The 26,035-nt window shown below is 48.4% G+C and carries 22 protein-coding genes; 19 read left to right on the plus strand and 3 right to left on the minus strand.

What is annotated here, in order from left to right; all coding sequences use genetic code 11:
* Positions 1–23: 23 nt before the first annotated feature.
* From ACWXW9_RS27060 to ACWXW9_RS27115, 12 genes are all read left to right on the plus strand, one after another.
* Positions 24–3,392 carry an S-layer homology domain-containing protein gene (locus ACWXW9_RS27060; RefSeq protein ID WP_494931921.1) on the plus strand — a complete coding sequence of 1,123 codons (3,369 nt, stop codon included), beginning with the start codon at positions 24–26 and terminating at the stop codon, positions 3,390–3,392.
* A gap of 112 nt (positions 3,393–3,504) precedes the next feature.
* A complete protein-coding gene (locus ACWXW9_RS27065) occupies positions 3,505–3,906 on the plus strand; it encodes a VOC family protein (protein ID WP_494931904.1) in 402 nt (133 codons plus the stop codon).
* Between the two features lie 111 nt (positions 3,907–4,017).
* Positions 4,018–4,548 (plus strand): GNAT family N-acetyltransferase, encoded by a 531-nt coding sequence (locus tag ACWXW9_RS27070; protein ID WP_494931905.1) that lies wholly within the window; start codon positions 4,018–4,020, stop codon positions 4,546–4,548.
* A gap of 201 nt (positions 4,549–4,749) precedes the next feature.
* Positions 4,750–6,159, plus strand: a complete 1,410-nt coding sequence (gene aspA / locus ACWXW9_RS27075; protein ID WP_025685648.1) for an aspartate ammonia-lyase — start codon at positions 4,750–4,752, stop codon at positions 6,157–6,159.
* 165 nt (positions 6,160–6,324) lie between these two features.
* Entirely contained in the window at positions 6,325–6,915 is a 591-nt protein-coding gene (locus ACWXW9_RS27080) for a restriction endonuclease (RefSeq protein WP_494931906.1), read from the plus strand.
* A gap of 131 nt (positions 6,916–7,046) precedes the next feature.
* Positions 7,047–8,051 (plus strand): BMP family lipoprotein, encoded by a 1,005-nt coding sequence (locus tag ACWXW9_RS27085; RefSeq protein ID WP_494931907.1) that lies wholly within the window; start codon positions 7,047–7,049, stop codon positions 8,049–8,051.
* A gap of 28 nt (positions 8,052–8,079) precedes the next feature.
* A complete protein-coding gene (locus ACWXW9_RS27090) occupies positions 8,080–9,744 on the plus strand; it encodes a methyl-accepting chemotaxis protein (RefSeq protein WP_494931908.1) in 1,665 nt (554 codons plus the stop codon).
* A gap of 232 nt (positions 9,745–9,976) precedes the next feature.
* A complete protein-coding gene (locus tag ACWXW9_RS27095) occupies positions 9,977–12,433 on the plus strand; it encodes a helix-turn-helix domain-containing protein (RefSeq protein ID WP_494931922.1) in 2,457 nt (818 codons plus the stop codon).
* A 130-nt stretch (positions 12,434–12,563) separates the two neighbouring features.
* Positions 12,564–13,571 carry a tripartite tricarboxylate transporter substrate binding protein gene (locus tag ACWXW9_RS27100; protein WP_494931909.1) on the plus strand — a complete coding sequence of 336 codons (1,008 nt, stop codon included), beginning with the start codon at positions 12,564–12,566 and terminating at the stop codon, positions 13,569–13,571.
* Between the two features lie 48 nt (positions 13,572–13,619).
* Positions 13,620–14,621, plus strand: a complete 1,002-nt coding sequence (kdgT, locus tag ACWXW9_RS27105) for a 2-keto-3-deoxygluconate transporter (protein ID WP_494931910.1) — start codon at positions 13,620–13,622, stop codon at positions 14,619–14,621.
* A gap of 168 nt (positions 14,622–14,789) precedes the next feature.
* A complete protein-coding gene (locus ACWXW9_RS27110; protein WP_494931923.1) occupies positions 14,790–15,143 on the plus strand; it encodes a hypothetical protein in 354 nt (117 codons plus the stop codon).
* 121 nt (positions 15,144–15,264) lie between these two features.
* Entirely contained in the window at positions 15,265–15,735 is a 471-nt protein-coding gene (locus ACWXW9_RS27115; protein WP_494931911.1) for a hypothetical protein, read from the plus strand.
* 69 nt (positions 15,736–15,804) lie between these two features.
* Here ACWXW9_RS27115 and ACWXW9_RS27120 read toward each other — a convergent pair whose 3' ends face one another.
* The 3 genes from ACWXW9_RS27120 to fdhF are packed head-to-tail and all read right to left on the minus strand — an operon-like array spanning position 15,805 to position 19,551.
* On the minus strand, positions 15,805–16,083 hold the full coding sequence (locus ACWXW9_RS27120; RefSeq protein WP_494931912.1) for a hypothetical protein: 279 nt from the start codon (positions 16,081–16,083) through the stop codon (positions 15,805–15,807).
* A 29-nt stretch (positions 16,084–16,112) separates the two neighbouring features.
* Positions 16,113–16,595 carry a helical membrane plugin domain-containing protein gene (locus ACWXW9_RS27125; protein WP_494931913.1) on the minus strand — a complete coding sequence of 161 codons (483 nt, stop codon included), beginning with the start codon at positions 16,593–16,595 and terminating at the stop codon, positions 16,113–16,115.
* Between the two features lie 13 nt (positions 16,596–16,608).
* Entirely contained in the window at positions 16,609–19,551 is a 2,943-nt protein-coding gene (fdhF, locus tag ACWXW9_RS27130; RefSeq protein ID WP_494931914.1) for a formate dehydrogenase subunit alpha, read from the minus strand.
* An 839-nt stretch (positions 19,552–20,390) separates the two neighbouring features.
* Between fdhF and moaA the strand changes: the two genes are divergently transcribed.
* The 7 genes from moaA to modB all read left to right on the plus strand — a co-directional run bounded on the left by moaA (position 20,391) and on the right by modB (position 25,975).
* Complete coding sequence (gene moaA / locus ACWXW9_RS27135; RefSeq protein WP_494931915.1) at positions 20,391–21,404, plus strand: GTP 3',8-cyclase MoaA; 1,014 nt, start codon at positions 20,391–20,393, stop codon at positions 21,402–21,404.
* 40 nt (positions 21,405–21,444) lie between these two features.
* Positions 21,445–22,257, plus strand: coding sequence for a formate dehydrogenase accessory sulfurtransferase FdhD (fdhD, locus tag ACWXW9_RS27140; protein ID WP_494931916.1), 813 nt, complete (start codon positions 21,445–21,447; stop codon positions 22,255–22,257).
* A 30-nt stretch (positions 22,258–22,287) separates the two neighbouring features.
* Positions 22,288–22,536: a MoaD/ThiS family protein gene (locus tag ACWXW9_RS27145; RefSeq protein ID WP_494931917.1), complete on the plus strand. Its 249-nt coding sequence runs from the start codon at positions 22,288–22,290 to the stop codon at positions 22,534–22,536.
* Between the two features lie 56 nt (positions 22,537–22,592).
* Complete coding sequence (locus ACWXW9_RS27150) at positions 22,593–23,297, plus strand: molybdenum cofactor biosynthesis protein MoaE (RefSeq protein WP_494931918.1); 705 nt, start codon at positions 22,593–22,595, stop codon at positions 23,295–23,297.
* 7 nt (positions 23,298–23,304) lie between these two features.
* Complete coding sequence (locus ACWXW9_RS27155; protein ID WP_494931924.1) at positions 23,305–24,384, plus strand: thiazole biosynthesis adenylyltransferase ThiF; 1,080 nt, start codon at positions 23,305–23,307, stop codon at positions 24,382–24,384.
* A gap of 76 nt (positions 24,385–24,460) precedes the next feature.
* Positions 24,461–25,282 (plus strand): molybdate ABC transporter substrate-binding protein, encoded by an 822-nt coding sequence (modA, locus tag ACWXW9_RS27160; protein WP_494931919.1) that lies wholly within the window; start codon positions 24,461–24,463, stop codon positions 25,280–25,282.
* A gap of 27 nt (positions 25,283–25,309) precedes the next feature.
* Positions 25,310–25,975 (plus strand): molybdate ABC transporter permease subunit, encoded by a 666-nt coding sequence (modB, locus tag ACWXW9_RS27165; RefSeq protein WP_494931920.1) that lies wholly within the window; start codon positions 25,310–25,312, stop codon positions 25,973–25,975.
* Positions 25,976–26,035 lie beyond the last annotated feature (60 nt).

Consider the following 26,035-nt stretch of genomic DNA (forward strand, 5'->3'; position numbering starts at 1 on the left):
AATTGGGAGGAGTGCGTCTTTTGATGAAACAAGAATACATAGCAGTAACGTTACCCAGGAAATTAAGAAGGTTTGGGGTTGCATGGCTCAGTGTGGCACTGGTGCTGTCGGGTGGAGGGCCGGGGTTACTGTCCGATGGAAAAGCTTCAGCAGAGCCTGCATCTTTAGTAGAAACGGGGGTACAATCATCACCCACGACTGTGGGGGCCAGTGTATACGCAGATGTCTATGTGCCGGATAAGCTCCGTATCCATGATATACAGGGAGCAGCCCATCGTTCACCTTATGAGGGGAAAAAGGTAACGAATGTCGAAGGAATTGTGACGATGGTGAAGGGAAGCAGCTTCTTTATGCAGGAGGCGGACGATAAGGTGGATCAGGATGAAAGAACATCCGAAGCCATTCTAGTGTACAAGCCTGGCAGCGGTGTGCAGGTTGGGGATGAGGTACAGGTCAGCGGCTCGGTGAAGGAATATACGGAAAGAACCTACGCCAGCAAGCCAGTCGACCTGACGACCACAGAAATTGTAGCTTCTTCGGTTTCGGTGGTCGCCAAGGACCGTCCACTGCCGTCTCCGATTTTGCTTGGAACAGAGGGGCGTGTGATGCCAACATCTGTTGTGGATAATGACGGAATGACGTTGTTCGATCCGAAGGAGGATGGTTTGGATTTTTTTGAAAGTCTGGAGGCCATGCGTGTAGAGTTGAAGGATGCACGAGTCATCGGCCCTTATGGTTATGAAATTCCGGTCAGGATTGATAACGGGACGAACACAGGCGAGGTATTGACCGAAGCAGGCGGATTGATGCTGACTGAAGCAAGTTTGAATCCGCAGCGGATTTTGATCGACGCCAAGCCGCCGGTTCCGTTGAAAACAGGAGATCGTTTTGCGGGTCCCATCACGGGAATTGTGAGCTACAGCTTTAGTAATTTCAAGCTGTTGCCGGAGCGTCTGCCAGATATTGTGTCAGGGGGTCTCCAGCCAGCCAACACACGTCTGGTACAGGATGATCGTAAGCTGACGGTCGCTTCCTTTAACGTGGAAAATTTCGATCCCGGTGACGGAAAACGGATTGAACAGCTCGGACAGGCCATCGCTGTGAATTTAAATCATCCGGATATCGTAGGACTGTTGGAGGTTCAGGATAATAATGGTGAGAAGGATGACGGCACCACAGATGCTTCGGAAAGCTTTCGGGTGCTGATTAAGGCGATTCGTGCTCATGGAGGGTCGGAATATGCTTTTACAGATATAGCACCTGAAAATAACAAGGATGGCGGCGCTCCCGGCGGCAATATTCGGGTCGGCTTCCTCTACAATCCGCAACGTGTCAAGCTGACGGACAAACCGAAGGGAGATTCGGTTACATCGGTGACCTATGGAGAGCAGGGGCTTTCTCTCAATCCCGGTCGTATTGCTCCGCTGAATGCGGCATTTGAATACTCACGCAAGCCGTTGGCCGCTGAATTTGAGTTTGACGGTCAGCAGGTGATTGTGATCGCGAACCATTTTAATTCCAAAGGGGGCGATCTGGCGCCATTCGGAGGGATTCAGCCACCCGTACGAAGCAGTGGAATACAGCGGGCGAAGATTGCAACGATTGTGAATGGTTTTGTGAAGTCGGTGCTGGCTCAAAACCATCAGACGAATATCGTCATATTGGGAGATTTAAATGATTTTCAATTTTCCGAAACGCTCGCTTTGGTCCGGGGACAGGAATTGACGAATCTGGTAGATAAGCTGGATGAGAAGGAGCGGTATTCGTATATTTATGAGGGGAATTCGCAAACACTGGATCATTTGCTGGTCAGTCCGTCCATAAGTGAATCATCCGTGCTGGATATTGTTCATATCAATGCAGATTTTAGCGCCGCGGACGGGCGGGTAAGTGATCATGATCCATTGGTTGCTCAAATTGGCTTGCCACGCCAAACAGAGGAACCGCCAACAGATGGCGAGAGTGGTCGGAATAAAGATGATGACGATGATCAGCAGGAGAGCAATGGCAGCAACAACACCGGGAACCATAGTAGTGGTAACGCGAGTGGAACGACGAATAACGGACAGGGTGAGACTGCGAATAGCGGGCAGAACGGTAACGGTTCGTCAGGCGTTAATGTGGTGCAAGCCAAGTCCATAGTGACAGAGCAAAACGGACTGAAAAGAGCAGTTGCACAGGTACCAGCCGCTGATATACTAAATGCGATTCGGAACGGGGCGAACGGTACGCTCGTAGTCCGTGCAGGGGAGCAAGCGGATGCTAAGCTATTCGAAGTGAATCTAAACGGAGATGCTTTGGGGGCCGTCTTGAATGACCGTATTCACACCCTGCGAGTAGAAACGCCACAGGGAGGCTATGAAGTAGCAACAGGTCGTTTGTCTGTTCAAAAGCTGGCTAACACCTGGCAGGTGCCTGTAAAACAGATTTCCTTGAGCTTTACGGTTACGCCGAACGAAGGATTGGCTAAACGCACAGATATTCCGGCAGGGCGCAAGCTGGTGCGAGCTGTTGATGTTGTGGCGGAGTTACGAAGCGAAGATGGACGCAAGCAGTCGTTGGCAGGTAGCGATAATATCGGTAAAGGGTATGAACGTTATCTTCTACGTGTTCCCGCAACGGTAGATACGAGCCAGCTTGCTGTAGTGAAGGTATCTACCAGCCAAGCCGGACAGTTGTCCTATCATCCGGTTCCGTTTACCGCTTCTGGTGAGGAACTGACTGTGTATGGACGTTCGGGTGGAACCTATGTCGTGCTGGATGGCGGGGAAACTAATGTAAGCAGATCGTTCAGCGATATTTCCGGTCATTGGGCGCAGCAGGACATTACACGCTTGGCTACGCGTCTGATTGTGGCAGGGGCAAATCAGTCAGCGTCCACGGCTAATGAGACTGGTGAGATGGGTTTATCGAACGTACGCTTTGAGCCGAATGGTCAGGTACAACGCTCGGAGCTGGCTGCGATGCTGGTTCGTACGCTTGGACTGGAGCATTCAGATCGCAGGGTGAAGGGCTTTGACGATGTGCAGCCGGAATTGTGGTATGCGGATTCGGTGCGTACCGCAGCCGCTGCTGGACTGATCAATGGCTATGCAGACGGCAACTTCAGACCTGATGCTCCGGTATCGAGGGAGGAGCTGGCTGTGATTGTAGAGAGAGTCTTGCGCTTCGCCGGAACTACGGAAGATACAGCGGCAGGAAGTGCCTCAGCGTCATTATCAGATGCACAAGCCATTTCTACATGGGCAGCTCCGGCTGTCAATACTCTGTCCAGCGTGGGCATAATGAAGGGAGACGGGAAAGGCCGTTTTGCTCCAACTGCATCGGTGACGAGGGCAGAAGCAGCGGCTGTATTATCTCGAACTCTGGATAAGTTGAATTGGGAACAGTAGTATAATGATTGAAATATCAGATTGATTGACTTTCTGCGGTAGTTAAGTTATCTTTTGTCGGAGAAGCAGCATAAAAAATTTGATTTTATAACTGATGAAGAGGTGAAATGGCATGGCAGTAACAGCCAAACAAATTTTTGTGAATTTACCAGTAAAAAATCTGCAACAGTCCATTGATTTTTTCACTACAATCGGATTTGAATTTAACGCGCAGTTCACCGATGAGTATGCAACCTGTATGATTGTCAGTGAACAAATATTTGTTATGTTGCTGGTTGAAGAACGTTTTAAAGCATTTACTACAAAAGAAATTTCGGATGCTACGAAAAGCACAGAAGCAATTGTAGCCTTATCGGTGGAGAGTCGAGAAAAGGTGGACGAAATTGTCCACAAGGCTCTGGAAGCCGGTGGAAAGCCTTCGAACGAACCTCAGGATCACGGCTTTATGTACGGATGGAGCTTTCAGGATATAGATGGTCATTTGTGGGAGTTCTTTTATATGGCAGAGCAGTAAGGGGACATAAAGCATATATAGAAACTAAAGTAACACCATGGAAAGTAAGCGATCCTAAAAGGATGGTTTGCTTTCTTTATTGTTATCAAATATCACCGGGGAGGAATCACTATGTCTAATGGAATAGCAGTCTATCCCATTCAAGCTCTGAACGATGCATTGACAGATACACTGACCCGGTTGTTGATTGACGTGGTGGCGGACGGTGCTTCTATTGGATTTTTACCGCCAATGGCTTATCAGGAAGCAGCAGCTTATTGGAAGAGTGTTCTTCAGGATAGTGTAGTCCTGTGGATTGCGGAGAAGGACGGTGTGCCTGTTGGAACTGTGCAGCTCCATTTGGCTACAAAGGCCAACGCAACTCACCGTGCGGAAATTGCGAAGCTCATGGTGCATCCGTCCGGGCGCAGGCTTGGGATTGCGCGTCAACTGATGCAGGTTGCGGAAGAGGAGGCGCTGCGTCAGGGCAGAACGCTGCTGGTACTGGATACGAGGGTGGGCGACCCTTCCAATAAGCTATACGAATCTATCGGATTTGTGGAAGCGGGCGTGATTCCAGGGTATGCCCAATCGGCTGGCGGTCAACTGGACGCTACCCGATTTTATTACAAACCACTAAATCCGTATCTGAGCCGTTGCTGATGATTTGGCGAATAACGATATTATATACAGGTAATAATAGCTTGTTATACGATTTCATATTCTTTTCCGCTTTTATTCGACTGGAAAAGCAAGGGAATGGGAACGTATAATGAAATGAGGACCGTCTAAAGGGTCTCTTTATGTCAATTCGGCTGGTCCGGATTGAAGATCGTAGTATATACAGCGGAGGAATCGAAGAATATGAGGCTGGAGCATGATTTTCTAGGTACCAAGGAAGTGCCGTCAGACGCCTATTACGGTGTACAAACACTGAGGGCAAAAGAGAATTTTCCAATTACCGGTCAACGGCTGCATCCTGAGCTGATTAAAGCCATGGCGATCGTCAAAAAGGCAGCAGCAACGGTAAACATGGAGCTGACCCGCTTGCATCGTCCCAAGGCGGAGGCCATTATTCAGGCAGCTGACGAGGTGATTCAAGGGCAGTTGCATGACCATTTCATCGTCGATCCGATTCAGGGCGGCGCAGGCACGTCCATTAATATGAATACAAATGAAGTGATTGCGAACCGGGCGTTGGAGCTGATCGGCAAGCAGCGTGGAGATTATCAGGAGATTAGTCCTAACAACCATGTCAACATGGCGCAATCGACAAACGACGCTTTTCCAACGGCTGTCCATCTGGCTGTTCTAAGTATGATTGACAAGCTGTTGGTCACCATGAGTGAGCTTCAGGAGGCGTTTTCCCGTAAAGCGAAAGAGTTTGACAGTGTGATTAAAATGGGCCGAACCCACTTGCAGGATGCAGTACCGATCCGGCTGGGACAGGAGTTTCAGGCTTATGCGCGTGTGCTGGGCCGTGATATCGGACGTGTCCGTGCCACGAAGCTGCATTTGCTGACGGTCAATATGGGCGCAACTGCGGTAGGTACCGGCTTGAACGCAGATCGTCGTTATATTCAGCGTGTCGCCGAGGTGCTAGCGGAAGTAAGTGGTTTCCCTGTGGAGGCTGACGAAAATCTCGTCGATGCCACTCAAAACACAGATGCCTATACGGAAGTGTCTGCTGCGTTAAAAATTTGCATGATGAACATGTCCAAGGTGGCAAATGACATCCGCCTGATGGCCTCAGGGCCGCGTGCTGGTCTCGGAGAGCTGAGCCTGCCCGCCCGTCAGCCGGGTTCATCTATTATGCCGGGTAAGGTAAATCCGGTAATGTGTGAGGTCATCAACCAGATTGCTTTTCAGGTCATTGGGAATGATCATACGATCTGTCTCGCTTCCGAGTCTGGTCAGCTAGAATTGAATGTGATGGAGCCTGTGCTTGTCTACAACCTGCTGCAATCGCTGGAAATTATGAAGCAGGGCTTTCATGTCTTCCGCATTCATTGTGTGGACGGAATTGAAGCGAACGTGGAGCGGTGTCGTGAATATGTCGAAAACAGCGTAGGCATTATTACCGCGCTCAATCCCCACCTTGGATATGAGGTCGTATCACGCATTGCCCGTGAGGCGATTACAACTGGCAAATCGGTACGCGAGTTGTGTCTGTTGTATAATGTACTGACTGAGGAAGAGCTGGACATTATTTTGGACCCGTATCAAATGACTCAGCCGGGTATTGCCGGAGAATCCCTGCTGAATCGGGAATAATAGTGCGGAGTTTAGAATGCAGGCAGCTTTGAGGCAAAATGAAGACAGCCCCGTCGAATCCGGCGGGGCTGTCCTTATGTAACACAAGTGTCAGCGCGTGATAAAGTGGAATGTCTTGAAAAGGAATACACCGCTGCACGCCTACTGTAGAAAAGGGGAAGAGGAATGCTGCTGGAGCAATTATCGGCATATAAGGAATTAGGAATAGGACTTATTGTACTCCTACTGTTACTTATACTCATCATCAGAGGACTGGTACGTCGGCGCAGAAATCGGATTTTACGTGATCTGGACCCGCGAAAAATCGGAATTCAGGATATAGACAGGATGGAGGATGGCTCGGAATTTGAGCTTTATCTGCAACGCTTGTTATCTGCGCTCGGCTATAAGGACATCTACAAAACGACCAGTAGCCGGGACTTTGGAGCGGATCTGGTGTTTACAGACCGTGAAGGTGTCAGAGTTGTGATTCAGGCCAAGCGTTATGCAGTACAAAACCCGGTCGGCTTGGGCGCGGTGCAGGAAATTTACACCTCCATGCGTTATTATGCGGCAGACAAGTCTGTCGTTATCACTTCCGGACGCTACACGGAATCCTGTAAAACACTCGCTGCTGTTAACGGAGTTAAGCTATTGGATCGCGACGATCTGGTGGACATGATTGATCTGTTCAAGGCTAAACATCGTGAGGAGGTCATGGATCTCATAGAAAGTAAAACCGATGTGATGGCCTCGAAATGGAGCAAGAGCAAATGATAAATGGGAAATATCACCTCATTATACTTCTCCCAATACAATGAATTTACAGAAAACCTTATGAAAAAAAATGCCTTTATAACCGATATAAAGATGTTGGGGATTTGCAAATTATGCTGAGGTGATATGTCATGAAGAAACGAGTTCAGTTATTAACATTGAGGTGGGTTCCCATTGTCACTATTTTTGCATTACTGCTGGGTGCATGTGGACAGCCAGCAGCACAAACCAAGGAGCAACCGATTAAGGTAGGAATTGTACTGTCAGATATTGGTCTGGGTGATCAGTCTTATAGCGACGCTGCTTTTCGGGGTTTGGTCAAGGCACGGGACGAGGGGAAAATTGTTTTTGAATATCGGGAAATTTCCAAAACCAAGACATATGATGCTGCTTTTGAACAGCTTGTTCAAGAAAAATCCGATTTGATTATCGGATTGGGGTATATGGTGAAAGAAAGTCTGGAAACCGTTGCAAAAAAATATCCGGATCGCAAATTTGTAATTGTGGATGAAAAATCGGATTTACCTAATGTGGCTTCCATTACTTTTAAAGAAGAAGAGGGCAGCTTTTTGGCAGGGGTCGTTGCAGGAATGGCAAGCCGAACCGATCAGGTGGGTTTTATCGGGGGAGTGGAGTCTCCGCTGTTGAAAAAGTTTGAGGTTGGATATCGGGCAGGGGTTCGCTCCGTTAAGCCTGATGCCAAGGTTACCGCTACGTATGCGGGAGATTTCGGCAAGGCGGAGCTGGGCTCGGAGATAGCGCGCGACATGATCAATCAGGATCGAGTTGATGTGATTTATGCGGCGGCAGGTCTTACAGGTGTGGGTGCGCTACAGGAGGTGCAAAAGCAGCAAAAGTTTGCAATCGGGGTCGACAGCGACCAGTTCTTCATTGCGGAAAAAGCAGTAGTGACCTCCATGATTAAAAATGTGGATGTCGCCATTTACACGGCAGTCAAAAGCTTTGCAGATCATCAAAGAAAATTTACGGACCAGAATATGGTGTTCGGTCTTACGGAAGAAGGCATAGGTTTGGCGCCTATTCGTATTTTGACATTGAACCCGGAGCAGCAAAAGCTGCTGGATGACTTGAAGGAACAGGTCAAGTCCGGCAGTCTTACTGTGCCCACCCAATAAATTTTCGTAAAACGGAGGATGATTCCTGATGAAACTGCAAGGTAAACTGGTGCTTAACGCGATGGTTTCCCTGATCGCATGCCTGGCTTTGGTGGCCTATATTATTTTTGAATTGATCCGTATCAACTCGCAAAGCAGTAGTCTCGTTCCAGCCATGCTGAATGTACAGCAGCTCAATGCTTATTTGATTCAGTCAGGACAGGCGCTGCAAAACTACTCTTCTTCTATGACAGAGAGCAACAAAACGGATGTGCAAAATCAACTGAGTCAGGCGGAAAAAACGATTGCTTTGCTTTCGCAAGGCATGATGCAGACCGAAGCGCAGCAAAAGCGTCTGAATACCGTTAAAACGAAATTCAGCGAATTGAAGGCTGCGACGGATAAAGCGATGAGCACGGGAAGCAGCCCTGAATCCAAACGTAATGCGATGCGTGTACAGGGGATCCAGAACGATGTGTTCATGCTGGATATTCTAACAAAAGCGCGTTATGACGAATATACAGAGGAATTGACCAAGAGTATTCGTTTTACTTGGCAATTGGCCTTGGCAGGAGCTGTTCTGCTTCTGGTGGCGGTCGGGCTATATAATACATATACATCCAGGCAGCTTGCCCTGAGAACTCGCAAGTTGACGGATGCCGCGAAGCAAATTGCCGATGGGAATTTGACGGTGCAGCTCGCGCAAACGAAGGGACGTGATGAGCTGGACGAGCTCAACGAATCGTTCCGGTTCATGATCGGGAACTTGCGTAACATTGTGCTCTCTATTGACCAGTCGGGAAATCGTGTTGATCTGATGGCTCGGGATATTGACCAGCATAATGAGACCATGAAGGAAATCGTGACGCAAGTTAGCACCTCAACAGAGGAACTGGCGATTGGTAGTCAAAAAATTGCTGAGGATCTGTCGACCACTGTTGGCGTTGTGGATGAGATGCAGCAGAAGTTTGAAGCGAATTTGTTGGAGACCAAGCAGTCCTCTACATATAGCGAAGACGCATTGCGTGTCATTGAGCAAGGTACACGTGTGATGAGCGATCAGCTACGCATTGTAGCGGAAAATCGTTCAGCGATGTCCGAGGTGGAGCAGACAGTCAAGGAACTGGAGGCCAATGCAGCCGAGATTACGACGATGACCGGTTATGTATCCGAGATTGCCAGCCAGACGTCGCTGCTGTCCTTGAATGCTTCAATTGAGGCTGCGCGTGCGGGTGAGGCTGGAAAAGGTTTTGCAATCGTAGCCAACGAAGTGAAAAAGCTGGCAAATCAGTCGGAGTCGGCTGTGAAGCAAATTTATACCGCAGTCGAGGGCATTACGCAGGCTATGAACAAGGTGAAGACCTCTGTGGCGCATAGTCAGGAGCTATTCCGTGAGCAGGAGAAGGCAACGTCGTCCACCGGGGAATCGTTCACTGAGATAAGCGGCAAAGTACAGCAAATTGCCAGCCAAGTCAGCAAGCTGTCGACAGACATGAATGTATCTCGGGAACTGAGCGTACAGGTACAGCAAGCCATTGAGAACATCAGCGCGATTACCCAGCAATCCGCTGCAGGCAGCGAAGAAATTACCGCCTCTACCGTGGAGCAGAAGCGTTCCTTTGAGGAATCGGCTGAGAAGGTGAAAGAGCTTCGTCAGATTCGTGAGGAGATGCAACGGGAGCTGGATCGTTTTCAGGTGGAAAAAACGGGCTAAGCAACACGAATTCAACACATTTTTTGGCTATACGATAGATACAGGATAAACCCAAAGAAGAAGTCTTACCCATGCAGGGAGGCTTCTTCTTTTTTATTGAAAGTGTCTAATGATTGACAATAATAGCCATCTTTTATTGCTCTCTGTAGAGTTAATAGGCAGGGAATTCCACATCCTGCGTCAAATAGATTTAAGGGAGTATATGTTACCTGTACGTTGTTGGCAAGGGATGCTGGAAAACGAAGTCCGGAAGGATGAATTTACGGGAATGCTGCGATTAAAGCTTCGATTGATTCTGAAAAATAAACAGACAAGGCTCATTCTGCTACTCACTCTAAGTGTATCACTCATTATTAGTGTGATCGGCTTGCTATCGTATTCGGGATATCGCAAGGGTTTGGATACCGAATTGAACACACCGAACATAGAGCTGCTGCAAATTAATCTGGATGTGACCAACAGGGCATTTCGGGAGTCCGATAATAAGGCGCTGGATGCAGCCTATTCCCCGGATGTAGAGGCATTTGCACGTTTACAAACAGATGGGAAATCACTGTCAAATAATGTTCCCGTCATCAAACGGCTACAGAAATACTTGAAAGCCCTTTCTTCGCATGAAGAGATTCATTCGGCTGAAGTTATTTCTTTGGAAAAGCATGCTCTCGTATCCAGCGAATACGGCTATGTACCCGATTGGGACCAAGCGCCGGATACGACTTGGGTTCCCTGGATTCGGGACATTCAAAAGAAGCCATTACTGATTAAGCGAAGATGGTACGGCACGAATCATGAAAATGGAACGGTAGAACTCCTTTCGCTGGCAAGACCCGTGGTAAAGGATGGGCAGGTCATCGGCGCGGTGCTGATCAATCTGGATTATGATCGCTTTTTCTCCAAGCTGTATATTCATTTATCCAACTCGCAATATGTGTACGATCTGGAGGGTGAGTTGATCTATCCCAAGTTAAAATCGTCTGTACCCTTACACGAAATGGACAGGGTTTTGAAAGAGCTGGATGTGAGCCCCTATGCTTATGTGGAGGTAGGAGGGATGGAGTATATGGCGAATCAGACCTTTTCAGATGTGACGGGCTGGCGTCTGGTATCGCTTGTTCCTATGGACAAGCTGCTGAAGCATGTCAAGCTGGCGCGCAACATGATGTTGTGGTTGGCCTTTATTTCCATACTGGCGGGTTGCTCAGCGGTCTACTATTACAATTATGCGGCGTTTCGCCCTATGAAAAGAATTAATAGCCTGTTAAATTCAGGCTACAAAGGAACGCGCCAAGGTGGATTGTATGATCTGGAGCCGGTAATTGGCAAGCTGGTTGGAGAGTTCCATCGCAAATCACTGGTGGTGGAGCGAAGTCTACCGGAGTTGCGTTCCAAATACATGGAAGATGTCATCCAGCGTAGAATGGGCATACAGGAAATGCGTATGAAATGGGAACAGTATTTTTCCGATTGGGACGGCAGCTCTTTGGCTGTGATGATCGTGTCAATCGATCGGTATTCTACTTGGGCAGCAAGCTTTCCAGAGGAGGATAAAATGCTGCTCAAATATGCGCTGAATAATATTTTGCTGGAATGGCTTGAACCTCACTGGAAGGCGGTAAGCGCGCCAGATGAGGAAAGCGGGTTCGTTGTACTACTACAGTTAAGTGAGAGCGAAGATGAAGCTATAACTGGGACTGAGACTGGGGCTGATGCCGATGTTACAGACAGCATTCTGCTCCGCAAAAGCGCAGACAGGCTGATTCAGGTTGTGGATGAGCATCTTCCCCTGACTATTTCCATAGGAATGGGTCCTGTATTCTCCGATATCCATGAGTTACGTCAGTCATTTGTAAAGGGGAAAGAAGCCCTTGGTTTGCGTTTGTATGAGGGATATGGATGTTCGCATATGAGCACGGACAGCATGGGGATGGACATGGATGTTACAGAGTATTTTAGGCCAGAAGAGCATACTCATGTTTCAACAGCGGTGGAAAACCGGAATATGGAAATCATTCGTGCCGTGGAGTCACAGGAGGCCGGGGCAAGTATCGAGCTGATCAGTCAATGGGGAGAAGAACTTCGTCTTCACAGGACCTCCCCGGTGCAGGTGCATCTGTCTGTTCATGAACTGATGGAGGAGCTGCTGAAATGGTGCATGACTCATGGTGTGACGCCGCCGGACAAGCTTGTTGATTACCACTGGAATCAGATTCAGACGCTTGATCTTGCAGATATCGAGAAGCAAATGTATTCGATTGTAGCTGATATCGGCGAAAAACTCTCTGGACACAGACAGTCCAAGGAGTTTGTACGTGTACAGGAGATGATCGATTACATGGAGCATCATTTGCATTTAAATATTGGGCTTCAGGAAATTGCAGATCAGGTCCATATGAGCGTGTCGTCGGTGAGCAGTATGTTCAAGGAAGAGACAGGCAGTACCGTATACGATTACTTGACTGGTTTGCGAGTGAAAACAGCGTGTGCATTACTGTGTGAAACACATCTGAAAATTGCAGAGATTGCTGATCAGGTGGGCTACCGGAATGAGAACAGCTTTATCCGTGTATTCCGGAAGCATAAACAGGTGACCCCCGGGAAATTTCGGGAAATCAGCAAATGTTCCAATAGATATGCAGATCCGCCAAAAGGTCGGTATTTTGGGGATTTGGAAGATAAATTCGAAGATTAAGCGATAGCTGTAGCCCCCGCGTTGCGGTACATTGACTTCATGTAAACGCAAATATCATGACTGAAAACGTCTGGGGGTGAAAACGGGTGCGTGACTGGCCCAGTTCATTTTTTGGAAAAGAGGAAGCGTAATGAAGAACAAGCCATGGCAAAAATATGTGCTGGTTGCGGCGGGAGTGGCTTTTCTTTCTGCCTTGAGTATCAGTGAATATGTGGATCAACACGCTTTGCGTGACCACAGTGGTGCATTTCCTGTGAAGCCCATCACGCTCGTCGTTCCTTATGCGGCGGGCGGTGGTACAGATATCACGGCAAGAGCATTGGCGAAAGCAGCCGAAAAGCATCTCGGCCAGCCGATCATCGTCGTTAACCGGACGGGTGGAGGCGGTTCGGTCGGTCTGATGGAAGGGGCTGAGGCGCAGGCGGACGGTTACACTGTAACGTATCTGGTTGCGGAGCTGACCACACTGCCACATCTGGGACTGCTGCCCCTTACCTATGAGCGCTTTAAACCGCTGGTCCAAACCAATATGGACCCTTCTGCCATCACGGTTAGAGCGGATGCTCCCTGGACGACGGCCGAAGCATTTCTGGAGGACGCTCATGCTCATCCTGGCAAGCTGAAAATGGGCAATGCAGGCACGGGGAGCATCTGGCACCTCGCTGCTGCGATGCTGGAGCAAAAAAGCGGAGTCCGCTTTACCCATATTCCCTATGAGGGAGCTGGGCCAGCCGTTTCAGCGTTGATGAGTGGCTTCGTGGATGCTGTGCCGGTCAGTCCTGCCGAAGTGAAAAAGTATGTGGACCAAGGGAAGCTACGCATACTGGCGATACAGGCAGACACCGTTTCGGAAGCGTTTCCAAGTGTGCCGACGTTACAGCAGGCTACTGGGCTGAGTGTACATTTTATCGGGACTTGGAGAGGGCTGGCTGTGCCCAGGGATACGCCGGATGAGATTGCTCAAACCCTGGCGGACGCACTGATCAAGGGGACGAAAGATGAGGAATTCAGGGAAGAAATGCGTAAGCATGGATTGGGGCTACGTGTTAAGGATGCAGAAGCATTTGCACGGCAGTTGAAGGAGAGCCATGAAACTTTCGCAAGGTTGATTCCCGAATTAGGCTTGAGCCGCAAGTAATACGGCCTTGTTTTTGCGCTGGCAAAAACGAAAGGGTTGAATGAAGTTATGAAAATCAAGCAAAGCATTGATAAAATTCCGGGCGGCATTATGTTGGTGCCGCTGTTTATAGGAGCATTGGTTCATACATTTATACCGTGGGCCGGGGACTACTTTGGATCGTTTACGAAGGGACTAATGACGGGGACGGTGCCGATTTTGGCGGTGTGGTTTTTTTGTATGGGCGCTTCCATTGATATACGAGCTACGGGGACGGTATTACGTAAATCAGGTACGCTTGTATTAACCAAAATCGCAGTTGCCTGGGTAGTGGCTATCATAGCATCCAAATTGCTACCCGTCGGCGGCGTGGAAAGTGGGTTGTTTGCGGGCCTGTCGGTATTGGCGCTGATTTCCTCCATGGACATGACGAATGGTGGGCTATACGCCTCCATTATGCAGCAATATGGTTCCAAGGAAGAGGCAGGGGCATTCGTGCTGATGTCCTTGGAGTCGGGTCCGTTAGTGACCATGCTCATTTTGGGCAGTACGGGATTGGCCGTTTTTGAGCCGCAGGCATTTGTGGGGGCGGTATTGCCGTTTCTGGTCGGGTTTATGCTGGGGAATCTGGATCACGATTTTCGTAAATATTTTGGGAGCGCTACGCATGCGCTTATTCCGTTTTTCGGTTTTGCACTGGGCTGTTCCATCGATCTGAGTGTGATTGTCCAAACTGGCTTGCTCGGTATTATATTGGGCATCGGCGTCATTATTATTACAGGCATTCCCCTGATCCTGGCGGATAAATATATCGGCGGCGGCAACGGTACAGCAGGACTTGCAGCCTCCAGTACTGCAGGTGCAGCGGTAGCGAATCCGGTCATTGTTGCGAATATGAAGCCAGAGTTCCTGCCCGTAGCGCAATCCGCAACTGCGTTAGTAGCCGCTTCGGTCATTGTTACCTCTATATTGGTGCCTATTCTAACAGCTTACTGGTCCAATTATGTTAAACGCAAAGGAGAATCGAAGGGAGCAGGCCCTGTAAATCCAGGTGCCAATGTCCCTAAATAAAGTTCGGATGATCCCGGATCGGATGATCCCGGATCGGATGATTCAAGATCATTTCCTGAGTCTCTCCATTACCCGGGAAATGCTTTTGCAGATACATCTTATATTTTCACACCACAAACTTGTCCTAAAACGCTTCCGCAAACATACATATGTAAGCAGAGGAGCGTGATGGAATTGGAAAACAAGGTGCGTCGCTACTATCAGTTAAAGCAGAAGCAAAAAGAAATTGAAGGCGAATTGACTGATTTGCGTAATGACATTACAGCTCATTGTGCGCAGCAGGGAGTGGCAGATTGGGAAATTGGCAGCTACCGGGTCAAAGTTGTGCAGCAGCACCGCAAGGAATACGATCATACCAAGCTGTATGATTCACTGCCTGATCCGCAGCTATGGCGCTTGTTTTCCAAACCGGATACTTCGAAGATTGCCAGTTTACTCAAGCTTAATGTCATTGCAGAGGAGCAAATCAAAGATGCTGTTTCCCTCAAAACAGTGACGCTATTGCAGGTGGATAAAAAATAAAATGTAGATCATAGCGTTACTTTATAAAGTGCTGTAGCCTCAGAAAGGTTGTTCGGTATGCGTCCGAATAGCCTTTTTGGTGTCTGCTAGTAAAAGTTGGTTGAGACGGGGGAAGCATACATTGAACACGGAGACTGCTGTCAGTAAAGTATTTTTATATGTATTTTCAATGCTCGTTGCGTTGGCTTCCTGTCATGGGTTCATGTTGTACTGGATGTGGCAGTTGCCGGAGTTGGCACATGAATCTTCTGATTTGGAAAATGGCTTTGCTCTATTTGCCACAGGTATCGCTTTTGCCTTCATTGCTTTTGCTGTTCACCTGATTCTGCATATCCTGATCTTTGTCCATCTACTTCATCGGAACGACCATACTATGGATATGAAGGGGTTGCTGTTCCGCAAGAAATCAAGCAACAACGCAATCCTCCGTATCTGTCTGCTGATAATCCTGTTGATTTGGATCGTTTATGCTACCATTGTACATACAATTCCGCTGTTTTCGGTCATTAGTTTTACGCTGGTTTTTATCAATTATAGTATTTGGTTGTTGCAATTTTTGACGGAGAGACAAGGCAGGGAGGTTCGGTTGTAGGGATGTATCAAAGGGACAAGAAAAGAGCTGACTCCCGTTTGCGGTGGGGCCAGCTCTCCTTTACTGTTGTTATCCTTGGCCGTTAAGCACCTGCCGAAAGTAAAACCGATACGTATTATAAAGGAACGTTTGAAGTGGAAGCTGAACTTCTAACTGATATTTACTGATGATAAAAGGAAAGCGCGTCTTTCCTTTTTTCCGAAGCTCCCTGACTGTGTCCTCATTCATTTCTGTTGTTGTGGTAAGCTTCCCGATCAAAGTCTCCACATAAGGCCAGCAATGCTCCAGCAATAGCTGAAGGCATTCCTGATCGTCCTCCTGCTGATAGCGTTGAATATAATCTTGCAACTCTGTATCCACCTCCACGCTATATTCAGCTACTTATCGGACAAGCTTTTCCCCAGCCCTTTGAGAAAATGAATCCCAAAACCTATCGCCCGGTTTACATCCGGATCATTCATGGCCTTCATGAGATCGCGCAGGCGGGTCTTTTTGTTCTGTTTTAAATACTCTTCGGCTTCGTTCAGGCCTGTAGTGACGCTGCCCACCAGCTTTTTCATCAGCTCGGGGTCGACCTCGGACAGCATGCCGGCTGCTCCCATCAGATTGTTGATAATGTTTGTCACAGGCTTGCGCGTCGCTTGTCCTACAGCGATTTTGGCGATGCTTTCTTTGGCTTTCAGCATAGACTGAGCCGCTTCGAGAAGACCGCTATCGTGCAGCTCACGTACAATTTCGAGCGTCTTCTGCAATGCCGCCCCGTTGTCCGCCAGATCAGCAGTAAGCTGATCCAGCGATTGTTTATGTCGTTCTTCTTCTGTCAACACACGCTTTCGTACGATTGAAATAGGCTTAGCCATGAGTCCGACCTCCTTATTTTTGATCCACCAGATCGACGTAACCGGGACGATTCCATTTCCGCTCCACTTCAACCCCATTTTGCGGATGACGCTGTTTATAGCGCGGGTTGATACGCGGTAGCGGATTTTGACCGTCGACCTCCAAGATTTGCATTCGTACCTTGTTTTGCTTATAAGCTGGTGTGCGGGTAACCACATCGAATGCTCCGCCAGTTAACAAGTTCACGGCGCTGTCATGGCTACTGGAGTGCATAGGTACGTAGATATCAGTTCCATGCATCCGGTTAGTCACGAGCACACGCAGCTTCACGGCGCCATATGGCGATTCCAGACGAACCAGCGATCCGTCCTTGACTCCGCGTTCCTCCGCCAATTCCGGCGATACTTCCACAAATACACTTGGAAGCTTGAGCTGGATGCCTGGTGATTTGGTCGTCAGATTTCCTTCATGGAATTGTTCGAGCAGTCGACCGTTGTTTAAGGTCAGATCGAACTCAGCCGGGTATTGTTTAGGCGGTACATATTCGAAAAGACCAAGACGTGCCTTTTTATCCGGGAAGTTAAAGCCGTTGGTGTGTAGAAGTGGTGTGTTGCTGCCATCCGGCGATCCCCAGTGAAAGCTGTTCCAGCCTTCCAATACGTCATAATTACATTGGGAGAAAAATGGAGTGAGTGACGCCATTTCCTCAAAAATTTCACTTGGATGGCTATAATTCCAATCAAATCCCATGTGCTTGGCAAATTGGCTGAAAATCCACCAGTCCGGTTTGCTGTCTCCTACAGGTTTGAGCGCCTCATATAAACGCTGTACACGACGTTCGGTGTTCGTAAAGGTACCGTCTTTTTCGAGCGAAGGTACGGCTGGCAAAATGACATCCGCGAATTCTGCTGTTTTGCTCAGGAATACATCCTGAACGACGAGGAAATCCAAATTGGCCAGCATTTCCTGTGTATGGTTGGAGTCTGCATCCACCCACGCCATTTCTTCTCCGGCGATATACATCGCTTTTAGCTCACCTGTTTCAATGGCCTCCAGCATTTGGATATTGTCCAGTCCGCGTTGGCCTGGAATGTGTACCCCGTAGGCCGCTTCGAACTTGGCACGAATGTCATGGTTGGTGACAGGCTGATAGCCCGGGAAAATATCCGGCATCGTGCCCATGTCAGCAGCACCCTGAACATTGTTATGTCCTCGAAGCGGATACGCGCCTGCCCCTGGACGCATAAAGTTTCCGGTCACCAGCAGCAGGTTGGCAATCGCAATAGAGGTGTAGGAGCCTGCGATGTTTTGCGTCACACCCATGCCCCAGCAAATGGCAGTACCGTCGGCTTCATGGACCATAGTCGCTACCTCAATCAGCGTCTCTTTGGAAATGCCCGTTTCCTGCTCTGCAAATTCCAAGGTAAAGTTCTCCAGCAATTTCAAATATTCGGGATAAAAGTTTACATGCTTCTCAATGAATGTTGCGTCATGCCAGTTTTGATCAATGATGTACTTGGTTATAGCGGATAACCATACATAATCTGTACCTTGCTTCGGACGAATGAACAGATCCGCACGATCCGCCATCTCATGCTTGCGCAGGTCGACTGCGATCAGCTTTTGACCGTGCAGCTTATGCGCACGTTTAATACGGGTAGCCAGCACCGGATGTCCTTCTCCCGGCGCACAGCCGACCAGCATAACCAGTCCTGCTCTGGCAATGTCTTTAATCGTACCGCTGTCGCCGCCGATGCCTCCGGTGTGTTGCAGCCCCCATGAGGCGGGGGATTGGCAATACCGCGAACAGTTATCGACGTTATTCGTTTGGAATACCTGACGCGCCAACTTTTGCATCAGATAGTTTTCTTCATTTGTAAATTTGGACGAGGAAATAAAGCCGAGCGCTTCACCGCCATACGTTTCTTTAATAGCACCCATTTTGCTGGCCATCAGGCTTAATGCTTCTTCCCAGGTGGCTTCTACAAATTCTTCACCTTGACGAATCAAAGGGGTGGTCAAACGCTGATCACTGTTCACAAAATCCCAGCCGAATTTTCCTTTGACGCATGTTGAGATGCCGTTCACAGGTCCTTTAGAGGTAGGCTGCACCTTCAAAATTGTGCGTCCTTTAGTCCAAACCTCAAAGCTGCAACCTACGCCGCAAAAGGTGCAGACGGTTTTAGTTTTTTTCGTACGGGTTTCACGCATGGCTGCTTCTGCTTCGGAAATGGCAAAAATACCGCTATAGCCCGGCTCCACTTCCTTAATTAAATCTACCATCGGATTTAACAAGTCCTTCTCCATGCCGCTCATGAAGCCGGCTTCACCCAGCATGGATTTCTCCATCAAGGCATTACAAGGACAGACTGTTACACACTGACCGCAGCTGACGCACGAGGAATCGTTAATCGCAACACCATCATCCCAAATGACGCGAGGGCGTTCTGCTTCCCAGTCAAGAGAGAGGGTTTCATTGACCTGAAGGTTTTGACATACCTCTACACATTGGCCACAGGCAATACACTGATTTGGGTCATAACGGTAAAATGGATGGGACATATCGACTTCCGTCGGATCAACCTTGGGCTGATATGGATATTTTTGATGTTCAATTTCCATAAGCTCTGCCGTATTATGCAAGGAACAATTACCATTGTTGTTATCACACACGGTGCAGTAGAGGAGGTGATTTTCCAGCAACCGATCCATGGCCTCTGTTTGGGCTGCTTTGGCGCGGTCCGAGTTTAATTGAATATTCATTCCGTCCGTAGCGAGTGTCGAGCAAGAGCGAACGAGCTTGCCGTTGACTTCTACGATACAGGTATCACAGGTGCGGATCGGATCGACCTCGGGAACATAACATAGTTGGGGATGAGCGATATTGTTTTCGTTAATGACTTCAAGAATCGTTGTGCTGTTTTTGGTTTTCAGTTCCTGTCCGTTTAATGTAATTTTGATTGTACTTTCAATCACGGTTCAGGCTCCTTTCAGATTTGAAATGTAAAAATTAGAAATAAAAAAACTCCACCATAAACACAAGTGCTCGTGATGAAGCACTTGTGTTTATGGTGGAGTAGTGACCAAGCTCTAGGTCCTGGAGGCCAATCCGCCATATGTGTATGTATTAATAACAAACGGTACGCACCGCCTGTATATCAATAAATTGGATATGTCATTTTCTGCATGTCATCAGGTGTAACTATAACGTAAAATTTAAGATAGTTCAACGGTACATAATTAAAACTTTTAATTGATAATGATTATCGTTTGAGAAAACGAAAAATCATTGACAAACGTTCGAGGATTGCTAACAATAAGAATGTAATCTATTGCAGAGCATTCGTGAATGGAGTGTGCGTGGGAATCGCGTATACTTTATTTGTCGCAGCGCTTGTTAGCTGATTTTTCTATATCACATGTTGTGGGGACTCGTAGAATCCTGATGTAGATAAATTAACCGGCATTTAGCAGATTCTTCGATGTGTTCGATGGCGAAGGATTTGTTGTGATGTCGGTTTTTTGGTTCTGTATAAAATGAATTGAAGTTCACACGGTGCCACTACACATACGGATGATGCTTCCCATCGCTGTTGCCCCCAAATTTCCTGAATGAACGAACAATGGTGGAAATCTGGGGGACAGTTTATGCTTACGATGCGAGCTTTCCTCCGGAAAGCTTTCAGGCGACCGCTATCGCTTGTCCAGCACCATTCCGTTTGCTCCGTTTTTGATGTGAATTTCTCAAGTTCATTTTATACAGTTCCAATATAGGGTTTAGGTATTATTAATGAAGACGGATTGAGGTGAACGGGATGGCGAACCGGAGCGATGATCAATGGAATCGTCCGTTACGGGACTTGAGAATATCCGTCATAGACCGGTGTAATTTTCGGTGCCGGTATTGTATGCCGGAAGAAATCTTTGGCCATGACTATCCGTTTTTGCCAAAAGAAAAAATATTGACCTTTGAGGAAATTACCCGGCTTTCCCGTATTTTTGTCTCTCTAGGAGTTACCAAGCTGCGCATTACGGGCGGCGAGCCGTTACTGAGAAAGGACCTGTCCTCGCTCATTCATTCGTTAACTCAACTCGAAGGAGTTGAAGATATTGCTATGACCACGAATGGCGTATTTCTTCCTAAATATGCTGTACCGCTTCGAGAAGCGGGATTGAAGAGAGTGACAGTCAGTTTGGATTCGCTCGATGATGATCGCTTCCGCCGGATGAACGGAGGAAGAAGCAGCGTGCGATCCGTGCTGGATGGTATTGATGCGGCAGCACAAGCAGGGATGCAGGTGAAAATAAATATGGTTGTGCAAAAGGGCTTCAACGATCAGGATATTGTGCCTATGGCCAACTATTTTCAAAAGAAAAAACATATTTTACGGTTTGTTGAGTTTATGGATGTAGGTAACACCAATGGCTGGAAATTGGATCAGGTCGTTTCCAAGCAGCAGATCATCGAAACCATTCATAAGCAAATGCCGCTGGAGCCTGTCCCGCCCCATTACAAAGGCGAGGTAGCGACGCGATACAGGTATCAGGGCGGCGAAGGGGAAATTGGCATTATTTCGTCCGTTACGGATGCCTTTTGCTCCACATGTACACGGGCGAGGATTTCCGCTGAAGGCTCCTTGTACACATGCTTATTTGCTTCTCAAGGGTACGAGCTGCGGGGGATGCTACGTTCTGAACAGTCCGATGATGAGATAAGAGCTTACATTGAGCGTGTGTGGAGAGGGCGTACAGACCGCTATTCGGAGGAACGGCTGAACCATACGCAGCAATTAGCATCCAAAATTGAAATGTCACACATCGGCGGGTGAACCGAAAAGCCAGCCTGCCATAAACAAGGGAGTTGAGCACATGGAAAAGTCGGCTGAGATCAAACGCCAGATTCTCCGTTATCGTGACGGTCAGATCAAGCGTGATGAGGACACTGTGGTGACGGAGCATCCGGTGACGATCAAAATCAATCAGCAGGAATTTGCCACCATGGTTTGTACACCGGAGTATGTGGAGGATATGGCAGTAGGCTTTTTAGCCTCGGAAGGTGTCATTCAACAGTATGATGATATCGAAGATATTTGGGTTCAGGAAAAAGAAGGCTTTGTTCATATCAAAACCCGGCGGATGAATGAGTTCTATCAAAACTTTCACTCCAAACGGTACATTACCTCCTGCTGTGGGAAAAGCAGACAGGGCTTCTACTTTATGAACGATGCCAAAGTGGCAAAAAGAATGAACGACACCCATGTCATGCTGTCTTTTGACGACTGCTTCCGCCTGATGAACTTAATGCAAAACTCGGCGCACACGTTTCAGGAGACCGGGGGCGTTCATAATGCCGCACTGTGTGACAAGGACGGAATCATTCTGTCGAGAATGGATATCGGCCGACACAATGCGCTGGATAAAATCTATGGATATTGCCTCAAGCATGATATTGTATTACAAGATAAAATCATTGTATTCAGTGGGCGCATTTCGTCTGAAATTTTGTTGAAGGTCGCCAAGATTGGCTGTGAGGTAGTGTTGTCCAAGTCGGCTCCGACAGAGCTTGCGCTTGAATTGGCAGAGGATTTGGGCATTACCACGGTAGGTTTTATACGAAGTCATTCTCTGAATGTGTATACGCATCCCCAGCGGATTGAGGAACTGGTTGAATCTAAAATATAATGTGAACATTTTTGGGGGTGAACATGTTAAGTGAAATATCATATTCAAGTATTTGCCGGCCTTGCGGAACAGATGGGAGGGCCCATCATCACAGTACCCACCGATCAGGAGACGATGACCATTTCCGCGTTAAAAGACCTGCTATCCGAGCGTTTCCCAGAAGTAGCCGCGCAGTTGCGGGGTTCTTTTGTTGCCAGAAACCAAGCCTATGCCGCACCGGAGGATCTGGTGAGTATATATGATGAAATTGCGATCATTCCCCCGGTTTCAGGAGGGTAAATTCGATACAGGCTAAGCGAGTTCGATAGGATAGGTGCAAAGGGGGTCAGATGTATATGCAATACCGTATTCAACTATTCGCGGGTATGGCAGAGCAGCTTGGTGAATCCGTGATTACGCTGGATTTTCCGCAAGAAACGGTGACCATTACAGACATTCGAAAAAGCTTGAATGAGCAATATCCGGAAGCGGCTTCACAGCTGCAAGGTTCTTTTTTTACGAATAATAAAAAACTGGCTTCTCCAGAGGAACTCATCCATCCTTCAGATACAATCACGCTTCTTCAGTCGGCACCAGGGATGGAAACGGTTGTTTCAGCGTGCGGCTTATTTGCGATCACGTACGATCCGATTGATGCCGATGAGGTGACCTCGAAGGTGCAGGACCCATCCCATGGGGCTTCCCTGACCTTTAATGGGACGACTCGGGAATATACGCAAGGTCAGCGTACTGTGTTACTGGAATATGAGGCGTATGTCCCGATGGCGATGAACACGATGAAGCAGATTGGTGACGAGATTGCAGAGCGTTGGCCGTCTACACGTACGGCGATTACACATCGGCTTGGTACGGTGAGGATTGGAGAGACGAGCGTTGTGATTGCTGTTTCTGCTGCACACCGCGATACTTGCTACGAAGCCAGCCGCCATGCGATTGAACGCTTGAAGCAAATCGTGCCGATCTGGAAAAAGGAAGTGTGGGAGGACGGCTCGGAATGGAAGGGGCATCAGCTAGGAGGTTGGAACCCTCATGGGGCGTAAAACAACGATGTCTGAAATGAAGAAGGATCAGAACATGAATGCCGATGTAGAAGCGCAGCCCCACGCGTCTCACGCCCGATATTCAAGGCAAGAGCTGTTTACGAAAATTGGGCCAGCAGGACAGCGAAATATCCGCAGCAAGCACGTGCTTATCATTGGGGCTGGAGCACTGGGTACCGCCAATGCGGACATGCTGGTGCGAGCGGGCATCGGACGGCTGACGCTGGTGGATCGCGATTATGTAGATTGGAGCAATTTGCAACGCCAACAGCTCTATGATGAAGCGGACGCTCGTGAACATATGCCGAAGGCAGTGGCAGCACAGAAGCGATTGCAGCAAGTCAATTCAGACGTGGACATTCGCGCGTTAATTCGGGACGTTTCGCTGGAAGAAATCGACGATATTGCAGCAGGTGTGGACCTCATTGTAGATGCCACCGACAATTTTGATACACGTCTGCTCATTAACGATTACGCGGTCAAGCACCAAATTCCCTGGATTTATGGGGCTTGTGTGGGGAGTTACGGGACGACCTTTACCATCGTGCCGGGACAGACACCGTGCCTGCATTGTCTGCTCGGAACCGTACCGCTAGGGGGCGCGACCTGCGACACGGTGGGTGTGATTAGCCCGGCTGTACAGATGGTCGCAGCCTACCAAAGCGCCGAAGCACTGAAGCTGCTCACCGGGGACGACTCAGCGCTGCAAGGCAAGCTGATTTCCTTTGATCTGTGGAACAATCAGCATCAGGCGATCCAGATCAGCGCGATGAAGAAAGCCGACTGCCCAACGTGCGGCGAGCATCCGGTGTATCCTTTTTTACAATCGGAGCATCAATCCAAGTCGGCTGTTTTATGTGGACGTGATACGGTTCAAATCCGCCCGGCCTCCGGTGCTGTGCGCGATCTGAATGAAGCGGCACGTCTATTGTCACGCCAGGGAGGCAGAGTAGAACATAATCCATATCTGGTATCCGTTGTGATTGGAGCGCATCGGTTGGTTCTATTTCAGGATGGACGCGTTCTGATCCATGGCACGAAGGACATCGCCGAGGCGAGATCTATTGTTCACAAATATTTGGGCTGACCCAATAGAGTTGAACCGTTATGAGGTGTACATCGTTATACCCATTTCGGAATTTATAGGACAGGGGAAGAGTAAGTTGAAAATGAAATTTGGCTACATATTCACGTTGGTTGGATTGTTGGCATGGGTGCTGGCTGGTTGCTCGTCTTCGGCTGCTGTACAGTCGACAAAATCTGCACCAAAAACGGAGATCATCGTATCTGCCGCTGCGAGTCTTCAAGATAGCCTCAACACGCTCAAGGACCAGTATGAAAAGCAGCATCCAGATATCAAACTTACCTTTAACTATGCTTCATCCGGCACATTGCAAAAACAGATTGAGCAAGGCGCACCCGCTGACGTATTTATTTCGGCAGGTATGAAGCAAATGAAGGCATTGACCGATGCTTCTTTAATAGAAAAGGATAGCGTGCTACTCCAAAATAAACTGGTTGTGGTTGTTCCACAGGATAAGTCGAAAAGCACGGATAACAAAAGTATTACACTCCATGATCTGACAAGCCCATCCTTTCTGAAAGTAGCTGTCGGGGAGCCAACTACCGTTCCTGCTGGACAGTATTCCAAAGAAGCGCTGACGAAGGCCGGACTATGGGACAAGCTGGAGTCGAAGCTGGTATTCGCCAAGGACGTAAGACAGGTATTAAACTATGTAGAAACAGGCAACGCCGATGCGGGACTCGTCTACCTGACGGATGCCAAATCTTCGGATAAAGCAGTCGTTGCACTGGAAGTGCCTGAGGAACTTCATGCTCCGATTCTGTACCCGGAAGGTATTGTAAAAGCAACGAAACACAGCAAGGAAGCTGGTGAGTTTCTCGATTTTCTGCGTACGGATGAAGCGATGGGCGTATTCAGCAAGGACGGATTTTCAGCTCCTACAGAAACGACTGGAAAATAGCATCCATCTATAAAGGAGGGGGTCTCGTTGGATTGGTCAGCTTTTCTTCCTCCGGTTATCGTATCCGTCAAAGTAGCCGTCGTCGCCAGCATCTTTGTATTTCTGTTAGCTACTGTGGTGGCTCGGATGATGGCGAACTGCAAGCTGCGGAGGGGAACCAGCGTGATCGAGACGGTCTTACTTCTTCCACTTGTTTTGCCCCCCACAGTCGTTGGCTTTATTTTGCTCATCTTGCTGGGGAGGAAAAGCTGGATCGGTATGGCCTTCGAAAGCCTGTTCCAGCAGACGATTGTATTTACGTGGGGAGCTGCGGTGGTGGCTTCTGTAATTGTGGCTTTTCCACTGGCTTATCGGACGATCAAGGCAGGTTTTGAAGCCGTCGATCCCGAGGTAGAGCAGGCTGCACGTGCCCAAGGTGCCAACGAATGGCAAGTATTTCGCTACATTACAATGCCTCTTGCCTATCGCCCGCTCATCTCGGGATACATTCTTGGATTTGCCCGGGGATTAGGAGAATTTGGCGCTACGCTGATGCTTGCGGGTAATATTCCCGAACAGACCCAAACCCTGTCTACGGCGATTTACACCGCGTCCGAGGCCGGAAATATGGCACTCTCCTGGAGCTGGGTGGCCGTCATCATTCTGTTCTCTTTTATTATGTTGATGCTTTCAAACCGATTGGTGAAGGATTAGCCCGCTATGGAGTATGGAACATGACATACGCAGTCTGCCGATTAAGGCAGGCTGTGTTTT

Source organism: Paenibacillus sp. LT-B23, assembly GCF_059417685.1.

Bases quoted from the DNA above. Each gene is read 5' to 3' on its own strand.
- ACWXW9_RS27060 (WP_494931921.1), top strand. From the start codon at position 24: ATGAAACAAGAATACATAGCAGTAACGTTACCCAGGAAATTAAGAAGG.
- ACWXW9_RS27065 (WP_494931904.1), top strand. From the start codon at position 3,505: ATGGCAGTAACAGCCAAACAAATTTTTGTGAATTTACCAGTAAAAAAT.
- ACWXW9_RS27070 (WP_494931905.1), top strand. From the start codon at position 4,018: ATGTCTAATGGAATAGCAGTCTATCCCATTCAAGCTCTGAACGATGCA.
- aspA (WP_025685648.1), top strand. From the start codon at position 4,750: ATGAGGCTGGAGCATGATTTTCTAGGTACCAAGGAAGTGCCGTCAGAC.
- ACWXW9_RS27080 (WP_494931906.1), top strand. From the start codon at position 6,325: ATGCTGCTGGAGCAATTATCGGCATATAAGGAATTAGGAATAGGACTT.
- ACWXW9_RS27085 (WP_494931907.1), top strand. From the start codon at position 7,047: ATGAAGAAACGAGTTCAGTTATTAACATTGAGGTGGGTTCCCATTGTC.
- ACWXW9_RS27090 (WP_494931908.1), top strand. From the start codon at position 8,080: ATGAAACTGCAAGGTAAACTGGTGCTTAACGCGATGGTTTCCCTGATC.
- ACWXW9_RS27100 (WP_494931909.1), top strand. From the start codon at position 12,564: ATGAAGAACAAGCCATGGCAAAAATATGTGCTGGTTGCGGCGGGAGTG.
- kdgT (WP_494931910.1), top strand. From the start codon at position 13,620: ATGAAAATCAAGCAAAGCATTGATAAAATTCCGGGCGGCATTATGTTG.
- ACWXW9_RS27110 (WP_494931923.1), top strand. From the start codon at position 14,790: ATGGAATTGGAAAACAAGGTGCGTCGCTACTATCAGTTAAAGCAGAAG.
- ACWXW9_RS27125 (WP_494931913.1), bottom strand. From the start codon at position 16,595: ATGGCTAAGCCTATTTCAATCGTACGAAAGCGTGTGTTGACAGAAGAA.
- moaA (WP_494931915.1), top strand. From the start codon at position 20,391: ATGGCGAACCGGAGCGATGATCAATGGAATCGTCCGTTACGGGACTTG.
- fdhD (WP_494931916.1), top strand. From the start codon at position 21,445: ATGGAAAAGTCGGCTGAGATCAAACGCCAGATTCTCCGTTATCGTGAC.
- ACWXW9_RS27150 (WP_494931918.1), top strand. From the start codon at position 22,593: ATGCAATACCGTATTCAACTATTCGCGGGTATGGCAGAGCAGCTTGGT.
- ACWXW9_RS27155 (WP_494931924.1), top strand. From the start codon at position 23,305: ATGTCTGAAATGAAGAAGGATCAGAACATGAATGCCGATGTAGAAGCG.